A 24,114-nucleotide genomic window follows, 5' to 3' on the forward strand; every position below is an offset into this window, starting at 1 on the left:
GGCTCTGACCATTAACCACTAACGTTTTTACGAGCCACCCATGGCGGCGTAATCTTGATCAAATTGTGCGAAGTCATCGTCCGAATCAAATTCGCTGAAATCATCCTGAGGTGGCGCCGGTGAAGCTTCGGCTTCGGCTTTGGCCTCCGTAGTTACGGCAGTTTCGCCCGTCGTTGAGGCCGCTGCCGCAGTGTTTGGCGACCCGGACTTTTCAGCTGATTCTTGGGCCTGCGGTCTTTTAGGGTCTTCGACCCTGAACACCGGCTCTGCGCCGTTCATAACCGCAATTTGCCAGGCTGCGCGATTGATAATAGTGCTGCCCCTCATCGGCTGAACCTTATCAGTCACTTTGCTATTTGCAAAGATGCGCCCCATTAACCGGCTGGCTTCCAGGCCGTTGGCAGTAGCAATTAAGGTATCACGCTCTTCACCAACATGCAGATGCAACCCGGTCCCTACTGTGCCGACACCTGGTCGCACAAAGCGGTTTCCGTCTTGATCCAAGAATTTAGATTGACTAATCGAAATAGACGCGGCCGGCAAAATAACCGCCTTGGCATCTTCGGCAGCAATTGCATCAGCTGCTTCAACCCGCGTAGATCCGTTAAAATCATGCATACGACCGGCGTCCAGGGCCGCCAATGCTTTATCCACCATTTCTTCGGCGTTTAGGGTTTTGTAACCACTTTCTTGTTTTGTCAGGCGAGATACATGACGCTGAACAGTCAGCCGTTCGATTTCATTACCTTCGTCATCATAATCTTTGCCATTGATAAAAATGGTGATACCTTCGTTTTCTTTCAGCTTATTGCCGACAGAACTGATCATCTCAGCCAACTGAGATTTTCGCTCTTCTTCGGAACCTTCCAGGGAAGCGGCTGCGCCATTTTTCGGAGAAAACAAATAACCATTAAGGTTATTAAGGTCCCGACCAAAGGAGGTAATGCCGAATGACGATTCAGGAAAATAATTGTTGCCAATAGTTGATACACGACGTGTTTCAACAACTGGCATTTCGACGCCTTCGATATTTTCAGGATTCAGATAACGGACGCCGTTAATGGCGATGTTTTTGACTTCTTTACGTAAGATACCATTGCCGAGTTTCAAACGACTGATGCCGTCTTGATCAAATCGAGTAGGCGCATGTTGCGCATCTGGATCAACCGGCGCCGAATCATTTTGCAAGACAACAAGGATCTGTCTGCCGGCATTTGTGCCACTCAATTGTTCAACCAATAAGGCATCTCGACCGCCTGCCTGCACGCCTGATTTAACAACCCTTGCAGCAATGCTGACACGATCATTATTGTTTCCATTACTTTGGATCACTGTTTTTTTCATTGATATCAACCTTTAAATGTTAATAAAAAATACATATAAATTATGTATAAAGTATATGCTACCACATGAATATATTTGTGTTAAAAATTTCAAAAAATCGCACTCACCCTCAATAAAGATCTGTTAAAAAGCTCGCAAGTTGACCTTTTGTCATTGTACCTGTTGCACGCTGCCTCGCGTCATTATCATCAAACCAAACTAAAGCCGGTGTACCGGGTTTTTCGAATGCACTTAAAAATAGGCCTGTATTTGATTTGATAATATTTTGAATCTTGACGTCAACAACATCTTCCAGGGCTAACTCAGATGACTGGTTCTGGGCCAATGCCTCAGCCCCCCCTTGCAATATTGCTTGCGCTTTCATTAACGAGTCGCCGCCCATAATACTCACCGGAATCCATTTCACCGCTATTCGCTTATGTCTAAATATCGCTTCATTGTCCATCATTGCTTTATAAAACGAATGACAATAATGACAATTTGGATCAGCAAACACATAAAGTACTTTTACGCTAGCAGGCTCCTGAAATAAAGCAATACCTCCGGCACCTAAATAGCGGCTTTGCGGATCAGTAGCTTTATTTGTTTTTAACCGTTGTTTTGGAAGAATATATTGTTGATGCGCCAATAAACTAAGTTCTTGCTGTTTTTCGGTAAAAATCTGCCCAACAATAATTGCGTTTTCGCCTTTCATTAGCCAAACAATCGCCTTGGCTTCTGACATCCCGGCTGGTACTAAAACGGCTCCAGACAACGGTCCTAGCCCCGGAAAGACCTCTTCGACAACCGCTTTGTCTTTCAACACATTCTGAACAATGACCTGAGATTCAGCCAAACTCAATTCGCCCGACTGAACATTTAGGGATAAGCCAGCACATATGGCCAACAATACAATGTTGCAATATTTTTTCACTAAGTCACCTTATTGGAAGTAAATTTAATCTTAAAAAATATATGGTATCATATATCTATTTAATTTATTACATGCTGAAAGCCAATGAAACTCGACCCTTATCAAGAAAAAGTCGCGAATCACGAAGATGGTCACGCTATCATTTTAGCCGGCGCCGGCAGCGGCAAGACCACCTGCGTTGTTGAGCGAGTTGCGCGCCGAATTGAAAGTGGAATTCCAGCAAGACAAATCTTAATGACCACTTTTACCAACAAAGCGGCCATGGAAATGAAAGAGCGCCTTAATACTCGTCTCGGTCTACCGGTTGAATTTGATGGAACTAACCAGCGCGATATTATGCTACCAACGGTGACGACCTCCCACACATGGGGGAAAGGATTTATCTTAAAAAATTTCAGATTTTGTCAGCGTGAAATCAACCCGTCTATTATGACTGAGGCAGATGCCAAGTCTTTGCTCAATACTCAGTGTCATGAACTACTTGATAAGGAGGCGATTCGCCTAATACCTGATATCTATAATCGTATCCGTAACGAAGGCCTTGATCCTCATCGTGAAAACGATTTCAACGCTATAGTCGATATTGTCAGTAGAAATAACGTTTACGAAGCGGAAAAGGCATTGGTAGCATTTCAAAACTATGAAGATGCAAAACGCCAGCAAAACATTATTGATTTCGATGATATGCTAAATCTTCCTATTCATGCTATGCGTAACTATCCGGAATTACGCATGAAGGTAAATGACTTTTTACTGGATGTAACCTATGACGAGGCCCAAGACAATAATGTTGCTCAATACAAACTGCTCAAACTAATAGCGCCACCTGACGGAATGCAATCAGTCGTTATGATTGCAGATGATGATCAACGCCTCTATGGCTGGCGAGGCGCCTATATTGACGGATTAAAGCGTTTTCATGATGAGTATTATCCAGAAGCCTATCGCCTGGAGAACAATTACCGGTCTCGCCCCGTTATTGTAGAAACGGCGACGGCCATTGTTCGCAACAATGAAGGTCGCATGGAAAAAAATCCAATTGCGGTTGCACCGGCCGGCCGCAATGATCATATGAAATTGTATATCCACAACACCGGTGAAGGCATGGCTAATGAAATTGTGGGTCAGGTTAAAGCTGCCATTGATCAAGGCGTTCCGCCGCGGGAAATTGCCGTGCTATACCGCACTAATAAAATGGCTGATTTTCTTCAGAACTACATGTTCGAAGCGCAAATTCCCTATACCATCCGCAAAGGGAATGAGTTAATCGAAGCTACTGAATCACAGTTGATGATTGCAGCCGCCCGGCTATCTTTAAATCCTCGAGATCAAGGCGCCTTTGTTCGCTTGGCAGAGATCATTCCCGGTTTGGGTAAAAAACGCATCGATAAGATGTTTGACTCACTCCAAGAAGGTGAATCAATTTTTGACAAATTAGAAGAACTAACGGGCAAGGCTAAGGCTGCGACCGATGAAGTCATGGCCGGATTAAAAGAACTCTATCAAAAAGGACCTCGCTGTTTATTAGAATGGACGGAATCAGAAGGTTTTGAGCGGTTTTTAGAGAAAAAAGCTGAGCAAGCGATCAAAAACGCTAAATCAGACTCCATAACTGATACTGTTGAGTCGCGCGTTTCCGGGTACAAGCGAAACCTTGCCAGTATTCAAAAAACGATCGATTACCGCCTTAAAAATCAACCAAGCAATACGCCGGTGGATCTCTTGTGGGCAAACAGCCTGGATGTCATATTGGCGCCACCAGAGGAAGAGTATGAACGCAATCGTGTTACCTTATGTACCATTCATGCTGCAAAAGGCCTTGAATGGGATAGAGTGCATTTTGCCGGCTTTGTTGACGGTTTGGTGCCTCTATGCCCAACAGCGCCAGACGCACCTCCTATTAAACCGGAACAGCTTAACGAAGAACGTTGTGCAACCTACGTAGCTATTACCCGAGCAAAAACCCAGTGCTTTATCTATGCGCCGAAACGTTTAAAACTTAACAATGGCCAAGGTGAACAAATTTATCAAGTCTCCCGCTTCTTTGCAGAGACAGGATTAACGGATAATCCGGAGCATATTTGGCATGAAGAACCTGTCAAAAAAACTGGTTTTGGCCGCCCTAAACCAGCGAGCAATCAGTCGCTTAGAAAAGGTTTTGGAGGCCGGGCAAAACAGCTTAAGGAGCAATATCAATCTGCAGGCAAACAAAGCATTTGACCCCCCCGCTCTAAAGAACGGGGGGCTCCTCCTGCGAGCGCCTGATTCCCCCAGGCGGAGAATATTAACGGCGGAAATTAAATCATGCTCAACACCGCCGGTACAGTTGAGAACACTTGCCTGGCGACATCAACGGCTGCTTTACAGTATGCTGTTCGAATGTGTCTAGGAAACCCTGCAAACCTTCAGCCGCAATGACCAGAATCTCAATGGGGATCCCGGCGTCATTGTGGATGAATGCAAACGCCTGTGGCGAACACTGCCCCGATTGATCGCCCTTGGCGATACGCTATTCATCCCCGTCCTGAACGACAGGAATTTTCGCGCGATTCGGTCTATAGATAATGAATATACAGTGAGTACTCTAAATATACCTATATCATGGATTCATCGCCTCTTCCGACTCAGTTTCCTCCATCTCCCCTTTCCGCGCTTTAAAGTGATCGTCACAAATCTTCTTGGCGCCACTTAGATTTTTTGACTTGCCTATATTTGCTCGCGCATTTAAATGTGATTGCCCAGGGTCACCAGCATACTCCGTGTTGTTCTGATGAGGTGGAAAAGCAAGGAACACCACCTCAGGCACATCATCAATATCCTTGGGTCGATTAAGGTAGGCCATACAAACAGAATAGCCTTTGTCAGATTGAATATGGAACCGATCAATTTTTGACCACTTCATGATTTTACCCTGTTACTCTAATGCCTTCCTCAGGCTCTATATTTTCGGTCACCGCAATACTGTGAGTTGTCATTTCTGCAAATAGCGCATTAAAACCAGCACCTATTTGTTCGCGCTCATCACCTTCGGGATTTGGATTCCCCTTATAAAGGCTTTTATCAGAAAATTCCATTGGCTCAGAACCTCTCACCAGATAATCATTGCGCCGTTTCTCATTGGTTAGTCGATCATAAACCACCACCGCAAATGCCCTCGCCATAATTTCATGCGGCTCACTCCAGTAGCTCCGTGACTTACCATCGAGTTTTTTCGCTTCTTGCAAATAATCGGTTTCCCCCATTAATTCTCGACAAGAAATGTCTTTTACCCTATCGTTAAGCCAAGTAAATCCATGGAATGCTTGGTCAGCCGCTTTTTGCGTTTGATAGCGATGCTGAATGGTATCGGCGATTTCTTTCAGTTGTTCTTCGCTAATAATCCTGTTGTCATATTTCTTAATCGCATCAGCAACTAATTCAGCCGCACGCTGACACATAAACTGCTTCGCTTTGCCGAGATAACTATATTGATCTAAATAATCCTCCATATGGGTAATTAACTGAGGAACGAAAGTTTTTGAATCCGGGATATGTTTTTTTACAGCCCAGACGTCGTCCTCAAATTCTCCTTCAATAAAACGATTTGCGCAAAAAACCGACCAGCTATGCATATGCTCAGCAGCTTTTTTGTAATGTTTGTAGGCGCGGCTAAATACTGATTTAGAATTCGCCTCCTTATACATTGCTTGCAATACAGTTGTCGCCATTTGATGCGCCATATTTTTAACGGTTATGTCAACTTCTTTACCCGCTAAACCGGACTCTACCGCCCGCTCAATATTGTGTAATGCATGCTTTAGCTGCGTATTTTCAGTATCAATCATTTCCATTATTTGCTTGGAAAACATACCTGTTTTCATATCCTTAATGCCCGTTAAATCACCGAGATAATGATCGAAAGCGTGAAAATATTCGTGCGCCAGAGATCCGGCGCCGCGGATCTTGGTTAGGTTCATCACTTTGTTTAATGGCTCATAATGAGCCAATGCACGGCCGCCTCGGCCGCGTGAGCCAAAACCAATACTTAGTCGTCCATTTAAACCAATGAAAGAAGGTTCGACACCAAGAGCATAAGCGAGATCCATCATTGCGTCATAGGCAAAGTTTAAGACTTGTTGGCGCTCTTTTTGATTTACCCATTCACCATATTCGACCCATTTAAACCCAAAAACCTTAATCAGGTCATCCCCTACTATGTTTACCTCTTTTCGGTAATCTTCCCCTGCTCTTTTCAAGTTTTTTAAATGAGCTGGAAAAGGCATTTTTAGCTTTGTTTTTTGGCTCTCCGTGTCGTTTTTGCTGTCGCCACTAGGTTTTCGAGCGCCAAAAAAACTATCTTGGGGACCTTTGCTACCAAAACGATTGACTATTCTGTATAACTGATTTCTGGCATGCCAAGCATCCGCAAACGTTTTCTTAAAACGATTCCCTGGAGAATGACGATATTCTAATCGAGTACCATCAATTGCTGTCTGACTGAGTTTTTCATAGATAACATCAATTGATGCATAAAGATCATCAGTTGTCCGGACATTTTCCAGGCCGTTCTTGATTAACTCTACCGCATGGACCCATGAATCGATTTCATTCTCGGTTCTGGCAAACGGCCTCTTAGAGCCATGTCGACCGAGGAAAACGCCAGTTTCAAGCTGACGAGGCTCTGAATCAATCGCATCTCGGATTTTCTTAATGAAGTAGACCACTGATCGCTCTGCCCCGAGCTCAATCATTTTGAAATAATCTGGTTTTGGCCAAACCGATGCTTTATTGATATGAGTAATTTTTTCATCAAGGCTCATATCTGTGAGTTTGCCTGAGGTGACATACTTGTAATAATCTTTCCGAGCACCGGGAATTCGTTCGCCGACATCGTTGTGCTTCACATTATCTCGATTAACATCTTCACTGACCTCAATGTTACTCAAACGCTGTCTGACTTGTGATTGTTTTTGTTTTGCTTTGTTATCTTTAACTTTATCCCGGTACTTCTTTACCAACTCTTCGAATTTATCGACTTCATGATTAAAATGCGAAAAAGCGCCGGGAAAAAGATGATTTTTTGATCGCGACGCAGAATCTTCCAAAATCGAATCGTTGAAATAAAAATCAGCAACAGTTTTTCTTAATTCGGCATTAAAAGCATCATATTCGGACAGGATTGCTTCATCAACACCGCCGTTTTCTACCGCTTTCTGATGCAAAACCTTTAGTGATCTTACTGCTGATTCAGCAAATGCGCGTATCGACAGCCTAGCAACACGGCTGGTATTTTCAAAAAAATCAGTCATACCCATTGCGACAACCGGGTGCCAAGGGTCTATTGCTCGACTGAAAATATTGCTTTGAGAATCCGCTCTTTTAACCAAATCCAAGCTTAGCTGTTTAAAAAGATTGGCCGCAGTTTCAATATGAATTTTATTTTCAGGCAAATCAATGTCGTCAGACACCTTGTATAAAGTCGTATTTACAGTAGTTAGCTGCTGATAAACCACTTTTGGTTTTTTCGTATCATAAAAAGATGGGAGCACAGATTCTTTATGCGCCAATCGCATAATCCATTTAATCACCCCCGGATCTGCCTTCGCATCAGGGTTCGACATCATATCAACGACCTGCAACATATTGGTTGTAAGTGATCGTGTAATTGGCAGCATGTTCCGCGTTGACACAACTTTAAAATCCCCGCCACCAAATTGCTCTTCCCATTCCGAACGATGTTTCGCAGTAATAAACAGATTGTGAAAATCTGTTTGAAAAACGGGGGTTGGCGATCGATCTGACGCAAACAATGCATCATCGCGCAGTTCGTTCGTCGGTTGAGCTAATTGAAATGCGAAGTGATGACCGGGGTGCGCCTTTAGTTGAACTCGATCAAATGCTTTTGACAAAACAACCCCCCAGCCTCTTGAACTAAGATCGTCACGCGTCATGCGATAGGCGCTCATATCGAATTCATGAGCCCAGATTGGCAAAGTATCATCATTAACAATGCCCTGCTCAAAAATTAGATTGGCCTCTCTTACTGCCTGTATAGGCGACTCAAGTTCCTCAGAAAGCTTTTCAATTCTTTCTTGAGAGTCCATTGCCATTAAGTCCCATTTGCCTGTCGCAATCGCTCTTACTGATCGAGCATCAAAGGTTGCCAGTGAACGTTCAATTTCAATGACCTTTGCGATTGGAAAGACCTGTTTTAATTGCATTCCAACTTCTCGGCTAAATTGTTCAATCGGCAATGAAGCGGTAAATGGATTCTCAAGAAGGAATTCATCTTTTTTAAAGGCGGTTTCCTTTGTTAGGCGATCTACCAATTCCAGGTCTTTATTTAAGGAACGAATCACATGATGTAATTTGCCATCGTTTCTCAACTCCAAATAATGAAGACTGTGATACCCAGATAAATTAAGCAATTTTGTTTTGTTCATTGTTAACACCGTATTTTTTATAGGAATCCTACCATATCTATAAATGCATTTTCTAAACATTTCTCTTTTTGTTAACTCACATGCTATACTTTATTTATATTCTTAATTTATATAGGTTACCACCTTTTTTATGATTGCTAGAGACAGTCCATACCTAAAGTAAATCGAAGCCATTATTCCGGCCAACATCAACTCTTCTCAATCAAAACAACAGGTATTCATGAAATCAAAAAACCGAGCGGCTATAGTCGCATCCATCATCTTCGCGGCTATAGTCGCATCCATCATCTTCCCGATCCTCTTTAGTTCCAACGCTCAAGCTGTCGATCAAAACGAACTAGCGCCGAATGACTCTGAAAATTCACGATCATTTACGTTCGCGTTAATTCATGTCCAAATCTGCCAAAGGGACGCGGGAGAAACCCGGGCGCCAAGTGAAAGCGAAATCAGGCCTAAACAAAGCGATACTCGAGCGCGGTCAGGTGATTAAGGTCGACCCGCGGCACACCAGCCAGCAATGTCCGCGCTGTGGTCATGCCGCCCGGGAAAACCGTCGAACCCAGGCTGATTTCCAATGCGCCAGATGCGGCTACCGGAATAACGCCGATGTCGTTGGCGCAAAAAACGTATTAACCCGAGGACACAGGGTGTTAGCCGGCTTAGCGCCCGCCATACCCGTCGGGGGCTAGTCTGTGAAGTGAACGGTGCAGTCAAGGCCGTCAGCAGCAGAAACCTGCCGAACGCGGTGACGCAAGTAGGCTCCTGAGTGTCACTGAACACACGGGAATCCTCGTCTCTTTAGGGAGGGGAGGATGTCAATATGCCATGGGACTCAGACGAGCCGCGTCTTTCAAACTTTACACGGGTCGAAACTTTTGGCAACCCAAATGCTCATTGGGTCAAGGTTACTGTCGACAAGGAAAATCCAAATGTCTTCAGCTTTGAAGAACGATTGGTTGAAAAAAATCGCTAGTTCAACCCTGTAAAATATATCGACAAGATATTTTCTTTTCTCGGCCGGTCTATCCGGCCGTTTTTGCTCCCGGCCATTGCTCTCGAAGGAAACCGATGATCGAGAGCGCGGCTCTCTCCCATGTCATAAGCCTCGATCGCAAAAAATTACAATTAATCATCATCCTTTACAAAAAAGCATCAGACTTTTTTAGAGTCGTCCTGGCCACATACAGGACTAAAGTCATCGGGCCGGCGAGAAGCTGTTCATCGACTATGCCGGGCCGACCGTGCCGATCGTCTGCGCGTCCAGCGGCGAGATTCGCCAGGCCAGCATCTTCGTCGCGGTGCTGGGCGCTTCCAATTACACGTTCGCCGAAGCGACCTGGAGCCAGGGGCTGCCGGATTGGTTGGGCAGTCATGTCCGCGCCTTCGAGTTTTTCGGCGGCTGTCCGGCGCTACTGGTGCCGGATAATCTGAAAAGCGGTGTCAACAAGGCCTGCCGCTATGAACCGGAACTCAATCCGGCTTACCAACAACTGGCCGCCCATTACGATGTTGCCGTGTTGCCGGCACGGCCTTACAAGCCCAAAGACAAGGCCAAAGCCGAAGTCGGCGTGCAACTTGGTCGAACGCTGGATTCTGGCCAAGCTGCGTCATCAGACGTTTTTTTTCGCTGGCCGAACTGAATCACAGTATTCGGGCCCTTTTGACCGAATTGAACGAGAAGCCGTTCAAGCAGTGGCCGGGCAACCGCCGGGAATGGTTCGAACGGCTCGATCGGCCGGCCTTGTCAGCGCTGCCGAAACATACCTACCAGTATGTCGCCATCAAAACGGCCAAAGCCAATATCGATTACCACGTCCAATACGATCAGCATCTGTATTCGGTGCCGCATCATTGCGTGGGAGAACAGGTCGAAATCCACGCCGGCGAACGGCTCGTTGAAGTCTATTTCCAGAATCAACGTATCGCCAGCCATGTCCGTCAGTACCATCCCGGCACCACGACGGAACCGGCCCATATGCCGGAGAAACACGCCAAGCATCAGCGCTGGACGCCGGGACGTTTGATGAACTGGGCCCAGTCATTGGGCCCCGAGGTGCTGTTGTGGGTGAAGACCCAGCTGGGCCGCAAGCAACATCCGGAACAAGCCTACCGGGTCTGTCTGGGCTTATTAAATCTACAGCGAAGCTTCCCGGCGGAACGCTTGAGCCGGGCTTGTGCGATCGCTAATCGGAAAGGCCTGTATCGACTGAAAAACATCAAAGCCATTCTACTCAGCAACCGGGATCAATTAGCCGACACGTCGCCCGCACAAACGACCTTATTGCCTCAGGACCATGAAAATATCCGCGGGCCGAAGAGCTTTCACTAAGGCCGGCTTCGGCTTATTGAGCCATTCAGGAAGTAACCGGCATGATAGCTGGACACCACTATGTGTAAAAGTCCAGCTTATTGAGTATGGCTTGCAGGCGGGTCATCTTGACCCGCAGACTATGCCTCTTGCTTGTAACGCATTATTTCTTCGCCAATCTCAGCTAAGACATCCACGTTATCTTCATCGATCCCACGATCAGACAGTGCGATTTTCCGCATTTCCACATCTTTTTTAAGGCTGCCATCAGGATAGCGCTTGGACAAACGCGCCAATGTTTCACTAACCCCAAGCCGTTGATAGAGTCGATTGCGCACCGTTACGTCTTCTGTCGTTGAACTAAATGCCCACAATAACTTTGAACCAATTGTATTGGTTAAAATATGCGACGATGTTCCGAGTGAAGTTTTGAAGACCGCGACCATGTTTGCACCGGCTCTGCCTGGCTGCCCGAGATTCATAATAGCCTTTTTCATCGATACATGAAGCCCAAACATATCAACTAATTTGCCTGCCATTTTGGGTGTTCCCGCGCCCAAAATAAAAATGCTTGTCGCTAACTCCACCATAATTGGTGGATAATCATCGATTGATTGACTGTATAACCCAATCGATAAATTCCATTTTCGACTTTCCCTGGCAGATGTTTCAAGATCCCCGACAATTTGCGCAGAAACAGCATTGCTTCTAGAAATTCGATGTACCTCGTCATAACAAAGACGTTTAGGATCTTGGCGAATGTTATCAATTCTATCAGCATGATACTGACGAACATTTTCCGGTATCAATGGAATATCCGCAGGCATCATAAAAAAACGGCTAGCCACAAGATGGCGAGCTATCATGTACATAACACCGGTTTGACGATCTGCTTCAGGGCCTCCACGCGGAGCAACTTCATCCAGATCTAACGAAATTATTTGGGCATCCCCAATATCAAATCGAGTTGGTTCTTTTAATATGGGATAGGCAGCAATTGCATCAACACATGAGCGCCAAAAATAATCAGTGATTTTCTCATTGTGATCCGTATCATGTTGATAAACACCAGTTACAATATCTTTTCTGGCCATTGTTGACACATCTACCAACAGCGGAACGGCATACCGTTGCGCCCTGGTTGCCAAATGCATTTGATCCAACTCAATAAAAGCATCCACAACTTCGCGCCAGCTTGTGCTTGAATCGATCACGATATCAAGCTCACTAATCGCTCGGTCAACCACTGGATCAACATTAGAAACATATAATCTTGGGTTTTTTTCTCTGGATAGCTCGTCATATGCAGCCTCTATACAGGCCCTTGCAATCGAAGAGATACCTTCTTGAGGTGCGCTTGCATCCAATGGCGTTGCCAATAAAGACAATAAATTCACCAAAAAAGACATATGTGAAGGCAACGGCTTATCACAACCAACTGGCAAATCAAACGGATTGATCGAAAATTCACTGGTCATGCGTAACCGGTGATAGGCCGCCAAATATTGTTTGTCCCGCGGTAATGAGCTTTTAATCAAATTGATCAGTCCACTTGATGAAGGGCCGATATCAATAATAGAAAGCCAAGGTAAGCGAGAAAGACCGCCTTGAAATACAAAACCAAAGTTATAGGTATTAAGAAAAACCGATTTACCGCCACCCATTGGTGCAACGCCTAAATCAATCCAAGAGGCTTGCATAGATGAATTATGCGTGTATGGCATTATCTTCCCATCAGGAGTCCTCAGGGGAACACTCCCACTACGCCATGGGGATGCAGGACGCGTTAATGGCAACATAGAAACCAACTCTGACAAAGGAGCTGGCGCCCTATTAACAGGGCTTTTTAATGATAAACCCGGGATGGTTGCAGAAAAACCCAATAAGGGATCACCTACCATTGTGGTGGCCTCACAATTCCCCCAGGATTGAATACCAGCCACCAACTCAGATGATCGGCGACCTAGTAGTTCGAGCGCCTTGTCTTCATTTGCTTCATTTCTGACGCATGTATTAAAGACACAACGTAACTTAACCAAAGCACTCCCAGTTCGCTCAAAATCTCTTAATGCCACCATGGCGTCATTGAAGCGTTTGTTGTGGAGTGAAGTAAAATGAAATATAGAGGCCAAAATTGAGCGAAAGACAACTGAGTCCATCCCGTCTCCTTCCATCAACATGGACATTCGCCATGGCACATCAGGTGAGTCGAGCATTTTAGTAAACAAAGCATTAAATGCTTTTGGTTCTTGGGGCGGCAAACTCATTAAAATTGATGAATGCCATGTATTACCGATACGAGTCACATTTTGAGCTACATCTTCGGCTGGACGTGGAAAAATTTGCTCGCCTATTGACGGATACAGCAAGTGAGCAAAATCACGTGTTTCCTGTGCATTATCAATATCCGGCATCCTGACAGGAATTTTATCGCCTGGCAAAACCGCCCGCCAATCTTTACTGGTCATCTCTTTATCAATAATATTGCGCTGCTCCCATAAAAATTGGTGAGGATCAAGCTTATCGATTAATAAACCAGCACTGGTAAAGGCAGCGATAATTGACATTAAATAAGCATGATGAGCATCACTTATTTCATCAATATTTCGCTCGATGACCTGACAATTTGCTCCTTGAGGGGAATTGATAATATTTTTCCCCATTTTTTTTCGTCCTTCCTTTTCAACGTAAGGCGTTAAAATAAAAGGACGGGTCCAGATTGCAACAAATACCTTTTCATGACCACACCATGAAACCAGTTTATCCTCCCAATCACCAAAGACATCGTTTATATCCAAGCCGAGATTTTTTGCTGTAACGCGACTAGGATTTAAACAACTGACGACATCAGGCTTTACAGCATTGCGATCATAATCAAACACCACTTGCATGGCATGGCCACCTTTTTTAAGGTACGGTGACAATTGACTGTTTAATGTTTCAACCATAAACCCAAACTCATCAGAACCTTTTCTCGTTAAACTTCCGCGCAGCTCGAATAAGGTCACCAACGATCCGTCACTTGCTACAAGCGCATCATCTTTATTATGCAAGGTTTCCAAAAGACAAAATGAATCTACTGGTTTGCCAAACAAATCATCTAAACCAATCAATAAATTGTCTAAAGAAGTAAAAAATTTTGTAGAAAACATGTTATAGGCCTACAGTTTGAAATTCGAAATATCGATTTTTCGAACAATTACCCCGTAAGGGTTTATTTGGGTGTCCGTTGATTGCATCAACACTTTTGCCAAAATCTCTTTGCCCGGCAACGTGCCTTTAGATGACTCATAACTCATGATCATCGGTATTTCGACAAGCCATGAGTAAACCCCGGAAATGATCCCTTCATTCACGACGAGCGGCAATCCCGACAAGCTTGCTGAAACCGAAAGTTTTTTATTCTTTATAATCCCGGTAATTCCCTTATTGTCCATCGATTCGACCAGATCTTTCAGAGCTGCTTGATTGTAATATTTAGAAACGCCATCGAAATTCATTTCAATATTATAAAAATCCATTGTCAAAGTGTCTGTAACAACACGAGTGGCAAATTTAACAATTCCATTATTTGTTACATATGGCTCATGAAACGGAACCATTTTTTCTGTAAAAAGATTCTTTCTTTGCGCATAATAATCCGCTTCAGGTGTTAGAGCGTACTGAATAATATTTATTAAAAATGAAAAAGAAAAAACATAAGACAATAGATATATATGTTTTTCCTTCTTTTCAATTCCTGCTTTATATTTTACAAGATCGCTTACGACCTTGTTAAGAGATACGCTATTATCATCCATTATTATTCGTATGAAAAAACTATTTGATTAACAAATACACCGTCTGGATTATTAATAATATTTCCACGTTTAATCAATGCAGTTGCGTTTAGATCCTGACTGTTTGTCATTGCTTTCGATGAATGGTACTTAATAGAAAGCGAGAGACTTAATTTCCATGTAAAAACACCGTCGTCATCTTCGCCACTTGCTAAAATCGTCGGAGATTTTGTTAACTTTACTTTTGTTGAGAGCCCTTGTTTATCGATCATATCAATCACTCCCTGAGCCTTCATAGACTTAACCAAATCATAAAAAGCGCTATCGGAATATCTCCTACGAACCTTCATTAAGTCATTTTTATAATGAATATGATCTAAAGAAAGCGTTTCAATAACAACTTGACTAAACCAATTGATTACAGACTCATTATTTAAATAAGGTTGATTTAAAGGAATCAAAGGAGTGATAGTCATATCTTCCTTTTGAGCAAAGTAAACAGGTTTTACTTCGTGCATAAACTGTATAGCGTTACCTGTTATTGATAATAATAAGCAAATGATAATAATCATCAATATTTTCGACACTTTAAAATACTGTCTTTTATACCAATTTAATGAATTCATGACGGTAGTCAATCCATCAAATTCTGAATTGATAATGTTACCAATATTTTGATCTATATTTTCTTCATTGCTGTTCATAAAATTGTTTCCAAAACGTTTTTGTCAGTATCAAGCAATAATTCCGTATCACTTTTTAGCGTCATCCCAAGAAGAACATCAATTGGCTTTGTATAATCCAGATAGTCGGGGTTTTGTATGTTTAAAGCCGGAGGTATTAAACCTAGTTTTGCACAAATTCTACCAACCTCGTAATCGTCGAGATCCGTAAGAAAACCAATTTTTCCTTTTCCATAACCAACAACATGAACTCCGGCAGCCTGCAAACTAATCGCAGCATCTAAGCAGCTCATTAAATCTCGAGCCTTATAAAAAGGCCTGGATGAATTGGCACTAAATTTTTCTTTAAGCACTTCTGGCCTGGGGGCCAATGTTTTTGCCGCCCCCACCCAAAAACTTTCCATAAAAAGCCCCAATGAAACTGATAAATCAGCAACATCTCCCAACTCTTTAATGGGTTCAATCAAATCTTTTATTTTCTGGTTTTCAATAAATCCTTTTGATACGTAAGCTTCTAAAATTTGCACGTTACCCAATTCTGAAAGCCACACTAGTTCATCCATCGTAACCCAGCGCCGCGAATCCTGTCCTGATCCAAAATTAATCAATCGACCAAGTGCTGGGTTTAATTCATTAACGACTATTCGTGCCAATACGCATCCTTCTTGTTCCCTCAACCAATTGACAATGCTCTCACTAGATACAGGCAGTGATTTTTTGCCGACCAACTTCCAATCACTACTGGGCATAAATGAATTCAGGATATTAATGGCGTGCTTCACCCGAGGAATAGCAACTTGAAATCTACGATAACCACCGGAATAAATATCAGCATTTACTTCGCTTTGAATATAATGAACAGTCGATTCGGATAGCGCGTTTACCACCCTTCGAGGAACTATATCATCTGGCGGAGCTAATTCTTGTCGAACACCATAATCCAATGAAAAAGGAGGTGGCGTTTTTAGCCCCAGTCTATCCCAGCCAATCTTCATAACACGGCCAAAAATCGTTGACATTGATTGAACCTGAGTTGGCCAATCATCTTCACGAACACCTAATACATTCATGATGCTATACGGCATCCAAGTAACGTTTGAATTCTCGATAGCCCGAGGCGAGATTTCCTTTGAGGTATATCGCAACGATAAATATTCTGAAGACCGATACCGACTGTGTGATTTAAAGCCGCAACGAAACATTAAATCTCTTTCAAGATTTAGCATAAAAACGACATCAGAAGGAAGATTTTCAGTTCCTCTAATGCGAAACGCCTTCCCTCCATTAATGGACGCCCAACCTGAATTATGCTGATAAGGATCCTCAAACCTTACACAGCCAAATTTCACATCATTCATGTGCGACGCTATTCCTCGCTTTTCCATGTGCCAACTAAGTCATCCCATTGTGAATTCGGCGTCCAGGCGCCAGTTTTACTCCACCAATCAATAGCCTTTTGATGAGGAATTCCCGTCGGCAAAAGACGTAAACCTTGCAATATTAATCCGCGGGATTGATAGAGATCAGGATGTTTTTTATAGAGCTGAAATAAAGCTGCGCCGAGATTTTTCGGATCAATGACTTCTTCTCCGAATTTCTCGATTGCCTGAGTTGCCCGGGCTTGCAACCACATCAATAGCCGGACAGCGTAATCAGAATAAGCATTGTCATCCGACTGATGGGCTTGCACAAGTGCCAGATTGGCAAGTAAATTAATGTTCCCCTGCGACAGGTGAGGGAAATATATCACCTTCGCGCCTTTTTCTTGTCCGGCCAGCCCAATTGAAAAAACCTGGTGACAAAATGGACATAACGTCACAAGATCTTTATTGACTTGTTTTGTCTGAGGGCCCCAATCATCTATATGGAATACATTTAAATAACCGGATGCCCTGTCACTATCATCAGATGCCTTTTTAGGATCTCGCTCAGGCTTGCTTTTAAATCCGCAAGCCTGGCAAGAAAAGTTATCCCGGACCAATACCGAATATCTTTTTTGATCGTATTCGATTTTCGCCGTTTCAGCACTTGAGCCCTGACCTGAGCGATCAGCTACGTTGACGCTGGGGACTAACTCAAACATGATTTACAGCCCTAAATCGCTTACTGCTTTTGTTGACTCGTCAGTACCGAATGCCGTTAGTGAAACCGACCCGATGAGCGCAAATATTGACATCAATGCAACACCGACCAAAATTGCCACCACAAAAGGGCCGATTGATTGCTGGGTTTTTTTTGCATTCATTAACCCAATCCCGCCCCCGATCACCGCGACAAGACCAATAAAAAAGGCAAATTGTTTCGCGCCGACAGACAGGCCTTTCGCTGCCTCTCCAGCATTAGTTCCTATTTGACCGATTTTGACTGCAGCCTCGGCATGCTCAACGAAAAAAAACGTCATAATTAACATGCTCAGCGTATAACTCAAGAATTTTACAACCTTATCTTTTTTTGCCATTTTTTAGCTCCAAATTAAAAAAATAAAACACAATGAATAATTTTTAGTTTACATACATTACCGCATCTTGTTAACATCAAGAACCTACTATTTTTGATAAAATATTTTCTATATCGCCCCCTAAGGACACCCCTATAACACCAAGTAATTTTGTGAAGTTTACTGCAGCGATCCCACCTATTAAATGTGTCACTGCAGGCGCAAATAAACGACTGTCCCCTCCTGATTTTCCAAGCAAATTCAATCCTCTGATTACGCCCACCAACCCTGTAAGCATAATTATGAGCATTCCAACTGTAATGTAGACCCCTTCAGGAGTATCGGAACTTGGAGGCGTATAGGATAAACCGTGAACAGAATCTTCTAAGAAGATCGTCTGACTTAACACATCCATGAATGGAATGAGGCTAAGCAATAAGGACCCACTTATCACCAGAGCAAATGACTTACCATATTCCCCACCACGATGCATCGATTGGTTTTTTGGTATCGCCGAAATCACCCCAGATACAACCATCACAAGACCTGTAAAATACCCAATATAAGTTATTGGGTCCCACCAGGCCTGGAGCTGAGGAATTAGGTTTTCTAATATCTTCGCGCTATCACCCATTTTCCCCTCCTCCTATTGATAGCGGATAATACCTTGCGAGGTGTACACAAGATTTTTTTGGATATCTATCGAATTAATTGTCGCCCCTTCAAATGAATCACCAACACTCAAAACCTTGACCTCGCTGGTGCTATTGTGCGATATAACAATGGAGTCGGCTGTTATGCCAACGGTATTCCATTGTTTAAAGACATTCCTGAATTGCTTATCTTTCGCGGCAGCTTGCTTACTATTGACGACCTTTTTTCTTTTTAGGCTTTTAAGCTTTCTTTTTAGCTTGGCCAAACGATCTGACAAAGCCTGGTTTTCTGATTTCAAATCGCTAGCTTTGCTTTCCGCGAATTTTTGAGCGGCTTTCGCCCCTTTTAATTCGTCACGCAATGATTCAGTCGCTTTTTCCATTTGAGCCAATTGCTCCCCAGCTTTTGTTAACTGAATATCTTTCTCTTTTAATGTCGCTTCGGCAGAGGCTGCAGCCTTGCTAAGTCCTTGCTGTTGAACTAATAATTGATGCGCCTGACCTAATTCTTGCTGCAAGACCTCAATTTTGTGGGTTTGTGCGCTAATAGTTAGGTTGTATTGATTCAGAACATCAAGAAATTGTTGGCCAGTTAATAAAGAAGACCTTGACGAAGCTTCATTCTCTACATGTTGCCTCGGCTGTTCAGCGTCACTTTCAATCTTGTCGCCTTGGCGAGACCGCTCAACAACTGAATTCACACGCTCGATTGGTTCATCGTTTTGAATAGTCATTTCTGACGAGGCAGCGTTTTTTTCGTCGACCAACTTTGTCACTAGTTGATCACCGGATAAAACCCTATATTCGTTAACATTTGCATTAACTGGCTGAGCTAATGATTGATCTTGCTCCTGCACGGAAGGAGCGGATTGCGCCTTTGCAAACCCAAAATAAGTGAACAAGAGCACAACAGCCATAATTAACGCAAACAAAAAACCGTTGATGACCTTGCATCGTTTGCATGATAGCTGTTTCGATTCCCGATCAGAACCCTGTATGGCGTTAGGTTTACCTGATGTATCATGACGGATCAGGAAATTTACACTAACTACAGCTTTTTTTTTGTTATCAGCGCTAAAGATAGGCTCATCTACAGCGGCGTTAAATTGTTGATTCATTTTTATTAATCCGGTCTGTATCTCTGCATAAATCCATTCTATTAACTGGGTATATCTTTAATATATATATTACAACATTTATTTAATAATAAGAATACCTACTGGTTCACCTTTTTTATGAGTAGGAAAAGCTTCAACAGTTGGCGGCCGATCAAACTTTTTGGCCATAATATCACCCAATCGCTCAGCAACCTTTCCGCCAGCAATAATGCTTTTCTCCGCTAATGAATACTGCGGAAATGTCGTTACTGCTGAGGCGTTTGTCAAAGAAGACCCCGCTGTGGTAATCGTTGAAACGCCACTGTTTTGCGTGGCATCAGCAAACCCTTCTAAAAAACTCGCGGCCACTAACCCGCCCCATCGCTCTAAATAATGATTATCAACAGCATCAGCTATATAAGCCTCGGGAACCGCTGGATTAATGGCGTATGCTTTTATGGCATAAGTTTCACCATTAGGTGTAGTTATGGATGTGTACTCCACAACCAGCGATTCACCTCTGCGCTCAAACCCTCCAATAACCTTGGATCCTTTAAAGGGGCCTGCAATAACTGTCGACAAAACTGGCCCCGGCTTATCTGAATTTAAATGTAAATCAAGTGTTGACAGCAGGATGTCGCCAGGCTTGAACGGTGATGATTTCAATGGATTTTTAATATCACTGAAATCACTCGCACCTTTGTCTTTATCTGTTACTTTGCCTTCTTTATTATCATTTGCAAGATAGACAATCGATTTTTGCGGCCCATATTGCCAAAAGCTCGATAATTCAGACAATTGATCGGTCATTGCATTAGTTAAATTGATCAACTCAAGATTTGGCTTTGGGTCGGGCTGTTTTTCATTGGGATCGGTCTGAACCGTTTTGTACTCTCCTTTCTCTTCCTTTGCTTCATCTTGGGGTGCTGGCTTATTTTCTTCTTCAATACTGATGACTTGCTTTTGAGCAGTCTTTCCAATTACAGCCGGTATGAAGGTCTCCCCTTTTTTTCTCGCTACTTCGGCGTTTTGTTCAGCATCCTCCAATAATTTTTGATTGAATTCCTCAGACCCTTCTCCACCGACAGTCACATCATTTTCAATAGGTGCGGGCGCATCAATCTTTACGCTGCTTTTCTCTTGGCCTTGCCCTTCTTTATTGAATGAGAATATACCAACTACGCCGATAATTAATGCCAAAAATGCTGCTATAGACATCATTATCGTCCACTTACCACTCGCTCTAACTCTTTTTTTGTTTTGTGCGTCGGCCATATTTATTCTCCAATAGCAAAGGTTTTCTGAGCCCCATCAATCAATAAAACGACTGCAGGTGTAACAGGAATTTCATACACATTAATATTGTGCCCCCTTACTATATTGCTTCGGTCCGGCCACAATAATTTATTTGGTGTACGAACATAACGCTTTTGTTGATAATTCCAAATTGTCGCGTAATGACCTGCGCTCGATTTTGCAAGCAGAGCGCCCTCTGGTGGCACGCCATCCAAAAATCCTGACATGAGTGAATCGGTAGGAGATTGTGTTGGCTCAGAAAACACCGGAATCTCAGCGTTGGGACCGCGCTCATTTATTCGATATGTCGTAAGTGCATCCGCAATTGTTTTCTTTTTTGATAAATCTACATCCGCACTCAACTCAATAATAATTGGTGCGTCATTATCTTTTAAGGTAACCACAATATTACTATTGACGTGATTAGCCAATGGGTTGACTGTGATTAAATTACCTGGCATCAAGTCTTTAGGCTTATCCACATTAAACCATGATGGATTGCCCGGTGTTACATGACTGATAGGCCAAGGCGCTCCGGTAGAATCAACAAAAACTACTGTTGAAGTATATCCGGGCATCAATCGAAGTAATGTTGTTTTTTCACCTGGCCGCAATGTAATGTTGCGAGACTCTGAAACTAATTTCGGCTTTGAATAGGAGCGAATTGCTTCCTGCGTTTTGTCAAAGTCTTTCTTAAAATCTTTTACCTGATCAGGATTCAACAGCAAGACACTTTGCTTTGACTTTTGAAAAGCCATTTCAGCCAAAAGTTTTTGCCTGTCTTTCTCAAGCTGAATTTCGGCTTTCGCTTGTTCAGCCGCCTGCTTGGCGATAACCTCGACTGCATTCTCATCCGCATGCACTGAACCACTTTGCCACTCTAACAAAACAAGCAAAATTATCGACATTGATTTAATAAGCTTCACTTTATTATCCAGTTTAATTTATACATATTACACAATAATTGAATTTTACTATCAAAACGCTATTTTGTTAATTACAGCTAATTTAATAGCTTTCTGGCTCGCTTTAGATATTGAACCCCAACTTCTTTTGTAGCCAATTCACTTTCCTCTGATTCTGGCAAGTGCCTTTCCTCGAACGCCGGCAAATTTTTTCCATTTCGCATATCCAGCAACAAAGCATCGTAGTGCTTTTTAAATACTGGAAACACCTCTTTTTGAGTCCCTCCCTTGATGTCGAACCAGCCAGTTAATCTTGCTGCTGCTAGAACGATCGGATGCTGCCATTGATGTTCCTTTACCCTATAAGCATTCTTACATGCCTCTTGATATGCGTCCTCAGCACTCGGAATACCTTTTTCGCGCAAGGCGCATTTTTGACAAATATCGATAAACTCAGCAATTGTCGGGACAAAAGTATTTCGGGACTTCCTCAAATGAAAAAAAGCCTTTTGAATAATGTTCCAATCCATTAATTGCTCATTGCGCAATTCTAGAAATAAGTTTTTGCGATATTCTTTTTCTATATTTGCGTTTGGCCAAGCATGCTTCCAAGCTGGAACAATAGCTTTCATAGTGTCGGTAATTCTTAGCATAAATTCCTCGATGCTAGCATCTTGTTTTTTTTGCTGTTCGTGATTCGATTCTATCGCCTGGGAAGGCTGATGCCTGACAAGTTGTTTGGCCGCGTCCTGAACGATTTTATTAACTGAACTCATACCAGATTCCTTATTACTCATAAATTATGCTCTCTTGATCTGCGCGCTAGTTTTCTGACTGAACCAAACCTAATTCTTTCTTAAGATTGTCGTTATCTGGCTCGACTACTAAACCTAAAAACACATCATTTCTCAACTCGTCCATCCATCCGCGATCACATTGTCGAGGGATGCTGGAGGAACCACTAAAGTCACTATTGTTATGTTTTTTTACCAGCATTGCTTTTAGATAAGCTGGAATTGCTTCGCGTGTTTTGTATTGCGTTTCATCCCGAAGATACCACTCCTTCAGTTTTTCTAACTCATTTTCAATATCTATGGAGGGATATAATTCCTGCCATTTGTTACAGAGAGTCCTCGTAACCACAAAAACTGGGTTGCCAACCCCTGTCACTGGAAAATCAATAACCTTCTCGTGCAATATTTGATCTTCTACCTTGTTAAGCCATCTTCGTATTGTTCGCCCCATTGTGAATTTGTCACGAGATTTTGTTTCTGGGTACATCAACCACTTTTTGATTTGTTTCAACTCGTTCGTAATATGAACGGCCGGGTACTGTTTTCTGAGTTCGGATAGATTCCGTGATGAAACTACAAAATAGCTAGGCTCCCCATCGGCCATGACCGAAAGCATAATGTCGCCTCGCATTGCAAATGACTCGCCACCACCTTCCATAACAATCCCGTCGATTGGCAACAATTTGATTTGGTCAGCACACTCCTCCTCTGCTTGTTTAGATTGCTGCACAACCATATTGAAACCCCCTATAAAATTTCATCGAGTTCAGATGTCTTATTTATTTTTCTGGTCAAAACTGCGATCAATCAACGTGAACACAGCCCCTTCTTGCGCTCCGCAAAGAACTCCTCGAATGTCAGCGCCTCCGTTTGCTCCAGCGCGTTACGAATGTTCTTCAGTGTTTCGGCCTTTGCGCGGTCAAACGCTTCACGGTGTTTTTCTAGCACTGCTTCGTGCGGGCGCGGGTTGTAGTACCCGTCAATACGGGAGGCTGCGTTCTGCTTCTCGTAGCGGTTCATTTTCTTTCTCCGTAGTCGGTTCAGCACCTAACAAGGCGCATTAACATTTGTTCCCTTCGGTCACGCGACAGCCGCCGCGCTTCGCGCTCTGGCTGCCGTTAGGCTTCCATGATCTGTCGCATCTCCTCCGCAGACACGTACACGGTTCGTTTCGTGTTCGGCACCATCTTCGACAACAATCCTTTTTCTGGTTCGCGCTTCGCCATACGAAACTCCGCTCCGGTTACGCGCATCGTGTCGCTGTATCGGAGATCATCACCTAGCCAAGCAGCGTGATACAGACGGAAGTTATCCGGCACCTCGCTGAGTTTTTGCAGCGCAATCTTGCCGAAAGGCTGCTCTTCAAAGACGCTGTCTATCATGTCAGTCATTGCAATCTCCAAGCCTAACCACAGTGTCGAGTAGACGCGTGGAAGTCAGGCGGTTTTCGTTAAGTATCGCGGCCGCGCTGCTCATGCTGACC

General features: G+C 43.4%; 19 protein-coding genes and 2 pseudogenes. 3 read left to right on the forward strand and 18 right to left on the reverse strand.

Annotation, left to right across the window (positions count from 1 at the left end):
• Positions 1-27: 27 nt before the first annotated feature.
• Complete coding sequence (locus Q9L42_RS21160; protein ID WP_305910415.1) at positions 28-1,344, reverse strand: hypothetical protein; 1,317 nt, start codon at positions 1,342-1,344, stop codon at positions 28-30.
• Between the two features lie 109 nt (positions 1,345-1,453).
• Positions 1,454-2,257, reverse strand: coding sequence for a thioredoxin fold domain-containing protein (locus Q9L42_RS21165; protein WP_349432850.1), 804 nt, complete (start codon positions 2,255-2,257; stop codon positions 1,454-1,456).
• An 84-nt stretch (positions 2,258-2,341) separates the two neighbouring features.
• Here Q9L42_RS21165 and Q9L42_RS21170 point away from each other — a divergent pair, with 84 nt between their 5' ends.
• Positions 2,342-4,477: an ATP-dependent helicase gene (locus tag Q9L42_RS21170; RefSeq protein WP_349432851.1), complete on the forward strand. Its 2,136-nt coding sequence runs from the start codon at positions 2,342-2,344 to the stop codon at positions 4,475-4,477.
• Between the two features lie 379 nt (positions 4,478-4,856).
• On the opposite strand, the gene Q9L42_RS21175 is transcribed toward Q9L42_RS21170, so the two are convergent.
• Together Q9L42_RS21175 and Q9L42_RS21180 are read right to left on the reverse strand one after the other, a co-directional pair.
• Complete coding sequence (locus tag Q9L42_RS21175) at positions 4,857-5,159, reverse strand: hypothetical protein (protein ID WP_305910420.1); 303 nt, start codon at positions 5,157-5,159, stop codon at positions 4,857-4,859.
• Positions 5,160-5,163: 4 nt separating this feature from the next.
• Positions 5,164-8,679: an LPD1 domain-containing protein gene (locus Q9L42_RS21180; protein ID WP_349432852.1), complete on the reverse strand. Its 3,516-nt coding sequence runs from the start codon at positions 8,677-8,679 to the stop codon at positions 5,164-5,166.
• 389 nt (positions 8,680-9,068) lie between these two features.
• Here Q9L42_RS21180 and Q9L42_RS21185 point away from each other — a divergent pair.
• A pseudogene (locus tag Q9L42_RS21185) lies at positions 9,069-9,368 on the forward strand (zinc ribbon domain-containing protein); the annotation flags it as partial.
• Between the two features lie 507 nt (positions 9,369-9,875).
• A pseudogene (istA, locus tag Q9L42_RS21190) lies at positions 9,876-11,008 on the forward strand (IS21 family transposase); the annotation flags it as partial.
• A 119-nt stretch (positions 11,009-11,127) separates the two neighbouring features.
• Here istA and Q9L42_RS21195 read toward each other — a convergent pair.
• The 14 genes from Q9L42_RS21195 to Q9L42_RS21260 all read right to left on the reverse strand — a co-directional run bounded on the left by Q9L42_RS21195 (position 11,128) and on the right by Q9L42_RS21260 (position 24,022).
• The gene (locus Q9L42_RS21195) at positions 11,128-14,139 is read right to left on the reverse strand and encodes a hypothetical protein (protein ID WP_349432853.1); all 3,012 of its coding nucleotides are present in this window, start codon (positions 14,137-14,139) and stop codon (positions 11,128-11,130) included.
• 9 nt (positions 14,140-14,148) lie between these two features.
• Positions 14,149-14,787 carry a DotI/IcmL family type IV secretion protein gene (locus Q9L42_RS21200; RefSeq protein WP_305910427.1) on the reverse strand — a complete coding sequence of 213 codons (639 nt, stop codon included), beginning with the start codon at positions 14,785-14,787 and terminating at the stop codon, positions 14,149-14,151.
• A gap of 2 nt (positions 14,788-14,789) precedes the next feature.
• A complete protein-coding gene (locus Q9L42_RS21205; RefSeq protein WP_305910428.1) occupies positions 14,790-15,470 on the reverse strand; it encodes a DotI/IcmL/TraM family protein in 681 nt (226 codons plus the stop codon).
• Positions 15,467-16,807, reverse strand: a complete 1,341-nt coding sequence (locus Q9L42_RS21210) for a hypothetical protein (protein ID WP_305910429.1) — start codon at positions 16,805-16,807, stop codon at positions 15,467-15,469. The genes Q9L42_RS21205 and Q9L42_RS21210 overlap by 4 nt, the downstream gene beginning before the upstream one ends.
• A gap of 8 nt (positions 16,808-16,815) precedes the next feature.
• Complete coding sequence (locus Q9L42_RS21215; RefSeq protein ID WP_305910430.1) at positions 16,816-17,532, reverse strand: HNH endonuclease; 717 nt, start codon at positions 17,530-17,532, stop codon at positions 16,816-16,818.
• 3 nt (positions 17,533-17,535) lie between these two features.
• The gene (locus Q9L42_RS21220) at positions 17,536-17,907 is read right to left on the reverse strand and encodes a hypothetical protein (RefSeq protein WP_349432854.1); all 372 of its coding nucleotides are present in this window, start codon (positions 17,905-17,907) and stop codon (positions 17,536-17,538) included.
• Positions 17,908-17,983: 76 nt separating this feature from the next.
• Positions 17,984-18,520 carry a hypothetical protein gene (locus tag Q9L42_RS21225; protein ID WP_305910431.1) on the reverse strand — a complete coding sequence of 179 codons (537 nt, stop codon included), beginning with the start codon at positions 18,518-18,520 and terminating at the stop codon, positions 17,984-17,986.
• 12 nt (positions 18,521-18,532) lie between these two features.
• The gene (locus Q9L42_RS21230) at positions 18,533-19,657 is read right to left on the reverse strand and encodes a hypothetical protein (protein ID WP_349432855.1); all 1,125 of its coding nucleotides are present in this window, start codon (positions 19,655-19,657) and stop codon (positions 18,533-18,535) included.
• A 78-nt stretch (positions 19,658-19,735) separates the two neighbouring features.
• Positions 19,736-20,911 carry a DotG/IcmE/VirB10 family protein gene (locus tag Q9L42_RS21235; RefSeq protein ID WP_349432856.1) on the reverse strand — a complete coding sequence of 392 codons (1,176 nt, stop codon included), beginning with the start codon at positions 20,909-20,911 and terminating at the stop codon, positions 19,736-19,738.
• Between the two features lie 2 nt (positions 20,912-20,913).
• Entirely contained in the window at positions 20,914-21,858 is a 945-nt protein-coding gene (locus Q9L42_RS21240; protein ID WP_305910435.1) for a DotH/IcmK family type IV secretion protein, read from the reverse strand.
• 77 nt (positions 21,859-21,935) lie between these two features.
• Positions 21,936-22,634, reverse strand: a complete 699-nt coding sequence (locus Q9L42_RS21245; RefSeq protein ID WP_349432858.1) for a replication protein P — start codon at positions 22,632-22,634, stop codon at positions 21,936-21,938.
• Between the two features lie 25 nt (positions 22,635-22,659).
• On the reverse strand, positions 22,660-23,367 hold the full coding sequence (locus tag Q9L42_RS21250; protein ID WP_305910438.1) for a hypothetical protein: 708 nt from the start codon (positions 23,365-23,367) through the stop codon (positions 22,660-22,662).
• Between the two features lie 71 nt (positions 23,368-23,438).
• Positions 23,439-23,651, reverse strand: coding sequence for a hypothetical protein (locus tag Q9L42_RS21255; RefSeq protein WP_305910439.1), 213 nt, complete (start codon positions 23,649-23,651; stop codon positions 23,439-23,441).
• 98 nt (positions 23,652-23,749) lie between these two features.
• On the reverse strand, positions 23,750-24,022 hold the full coding sequence (locus Q9L42_RS21260) for a hypothetical protein (RefSeq protein WP_305910440.1): 273 nt from the start codon (positions 24,020-24,022) through the stop codon (positions 23,750-23,752).
• Between the last annotated feature and the right edge of the window lie 92 nt (positions 24,023-24,114).

This window comes from Methylomarinum sp. Ch1-1 (genome assembly GCF_030717995.2).
Lineage (GTDB): Bacteria > Pseudomonadota > Gammaproteobacteria > Methylococcales > Methylomonadaceae > Methylomarinum > Methylomarinum roseum.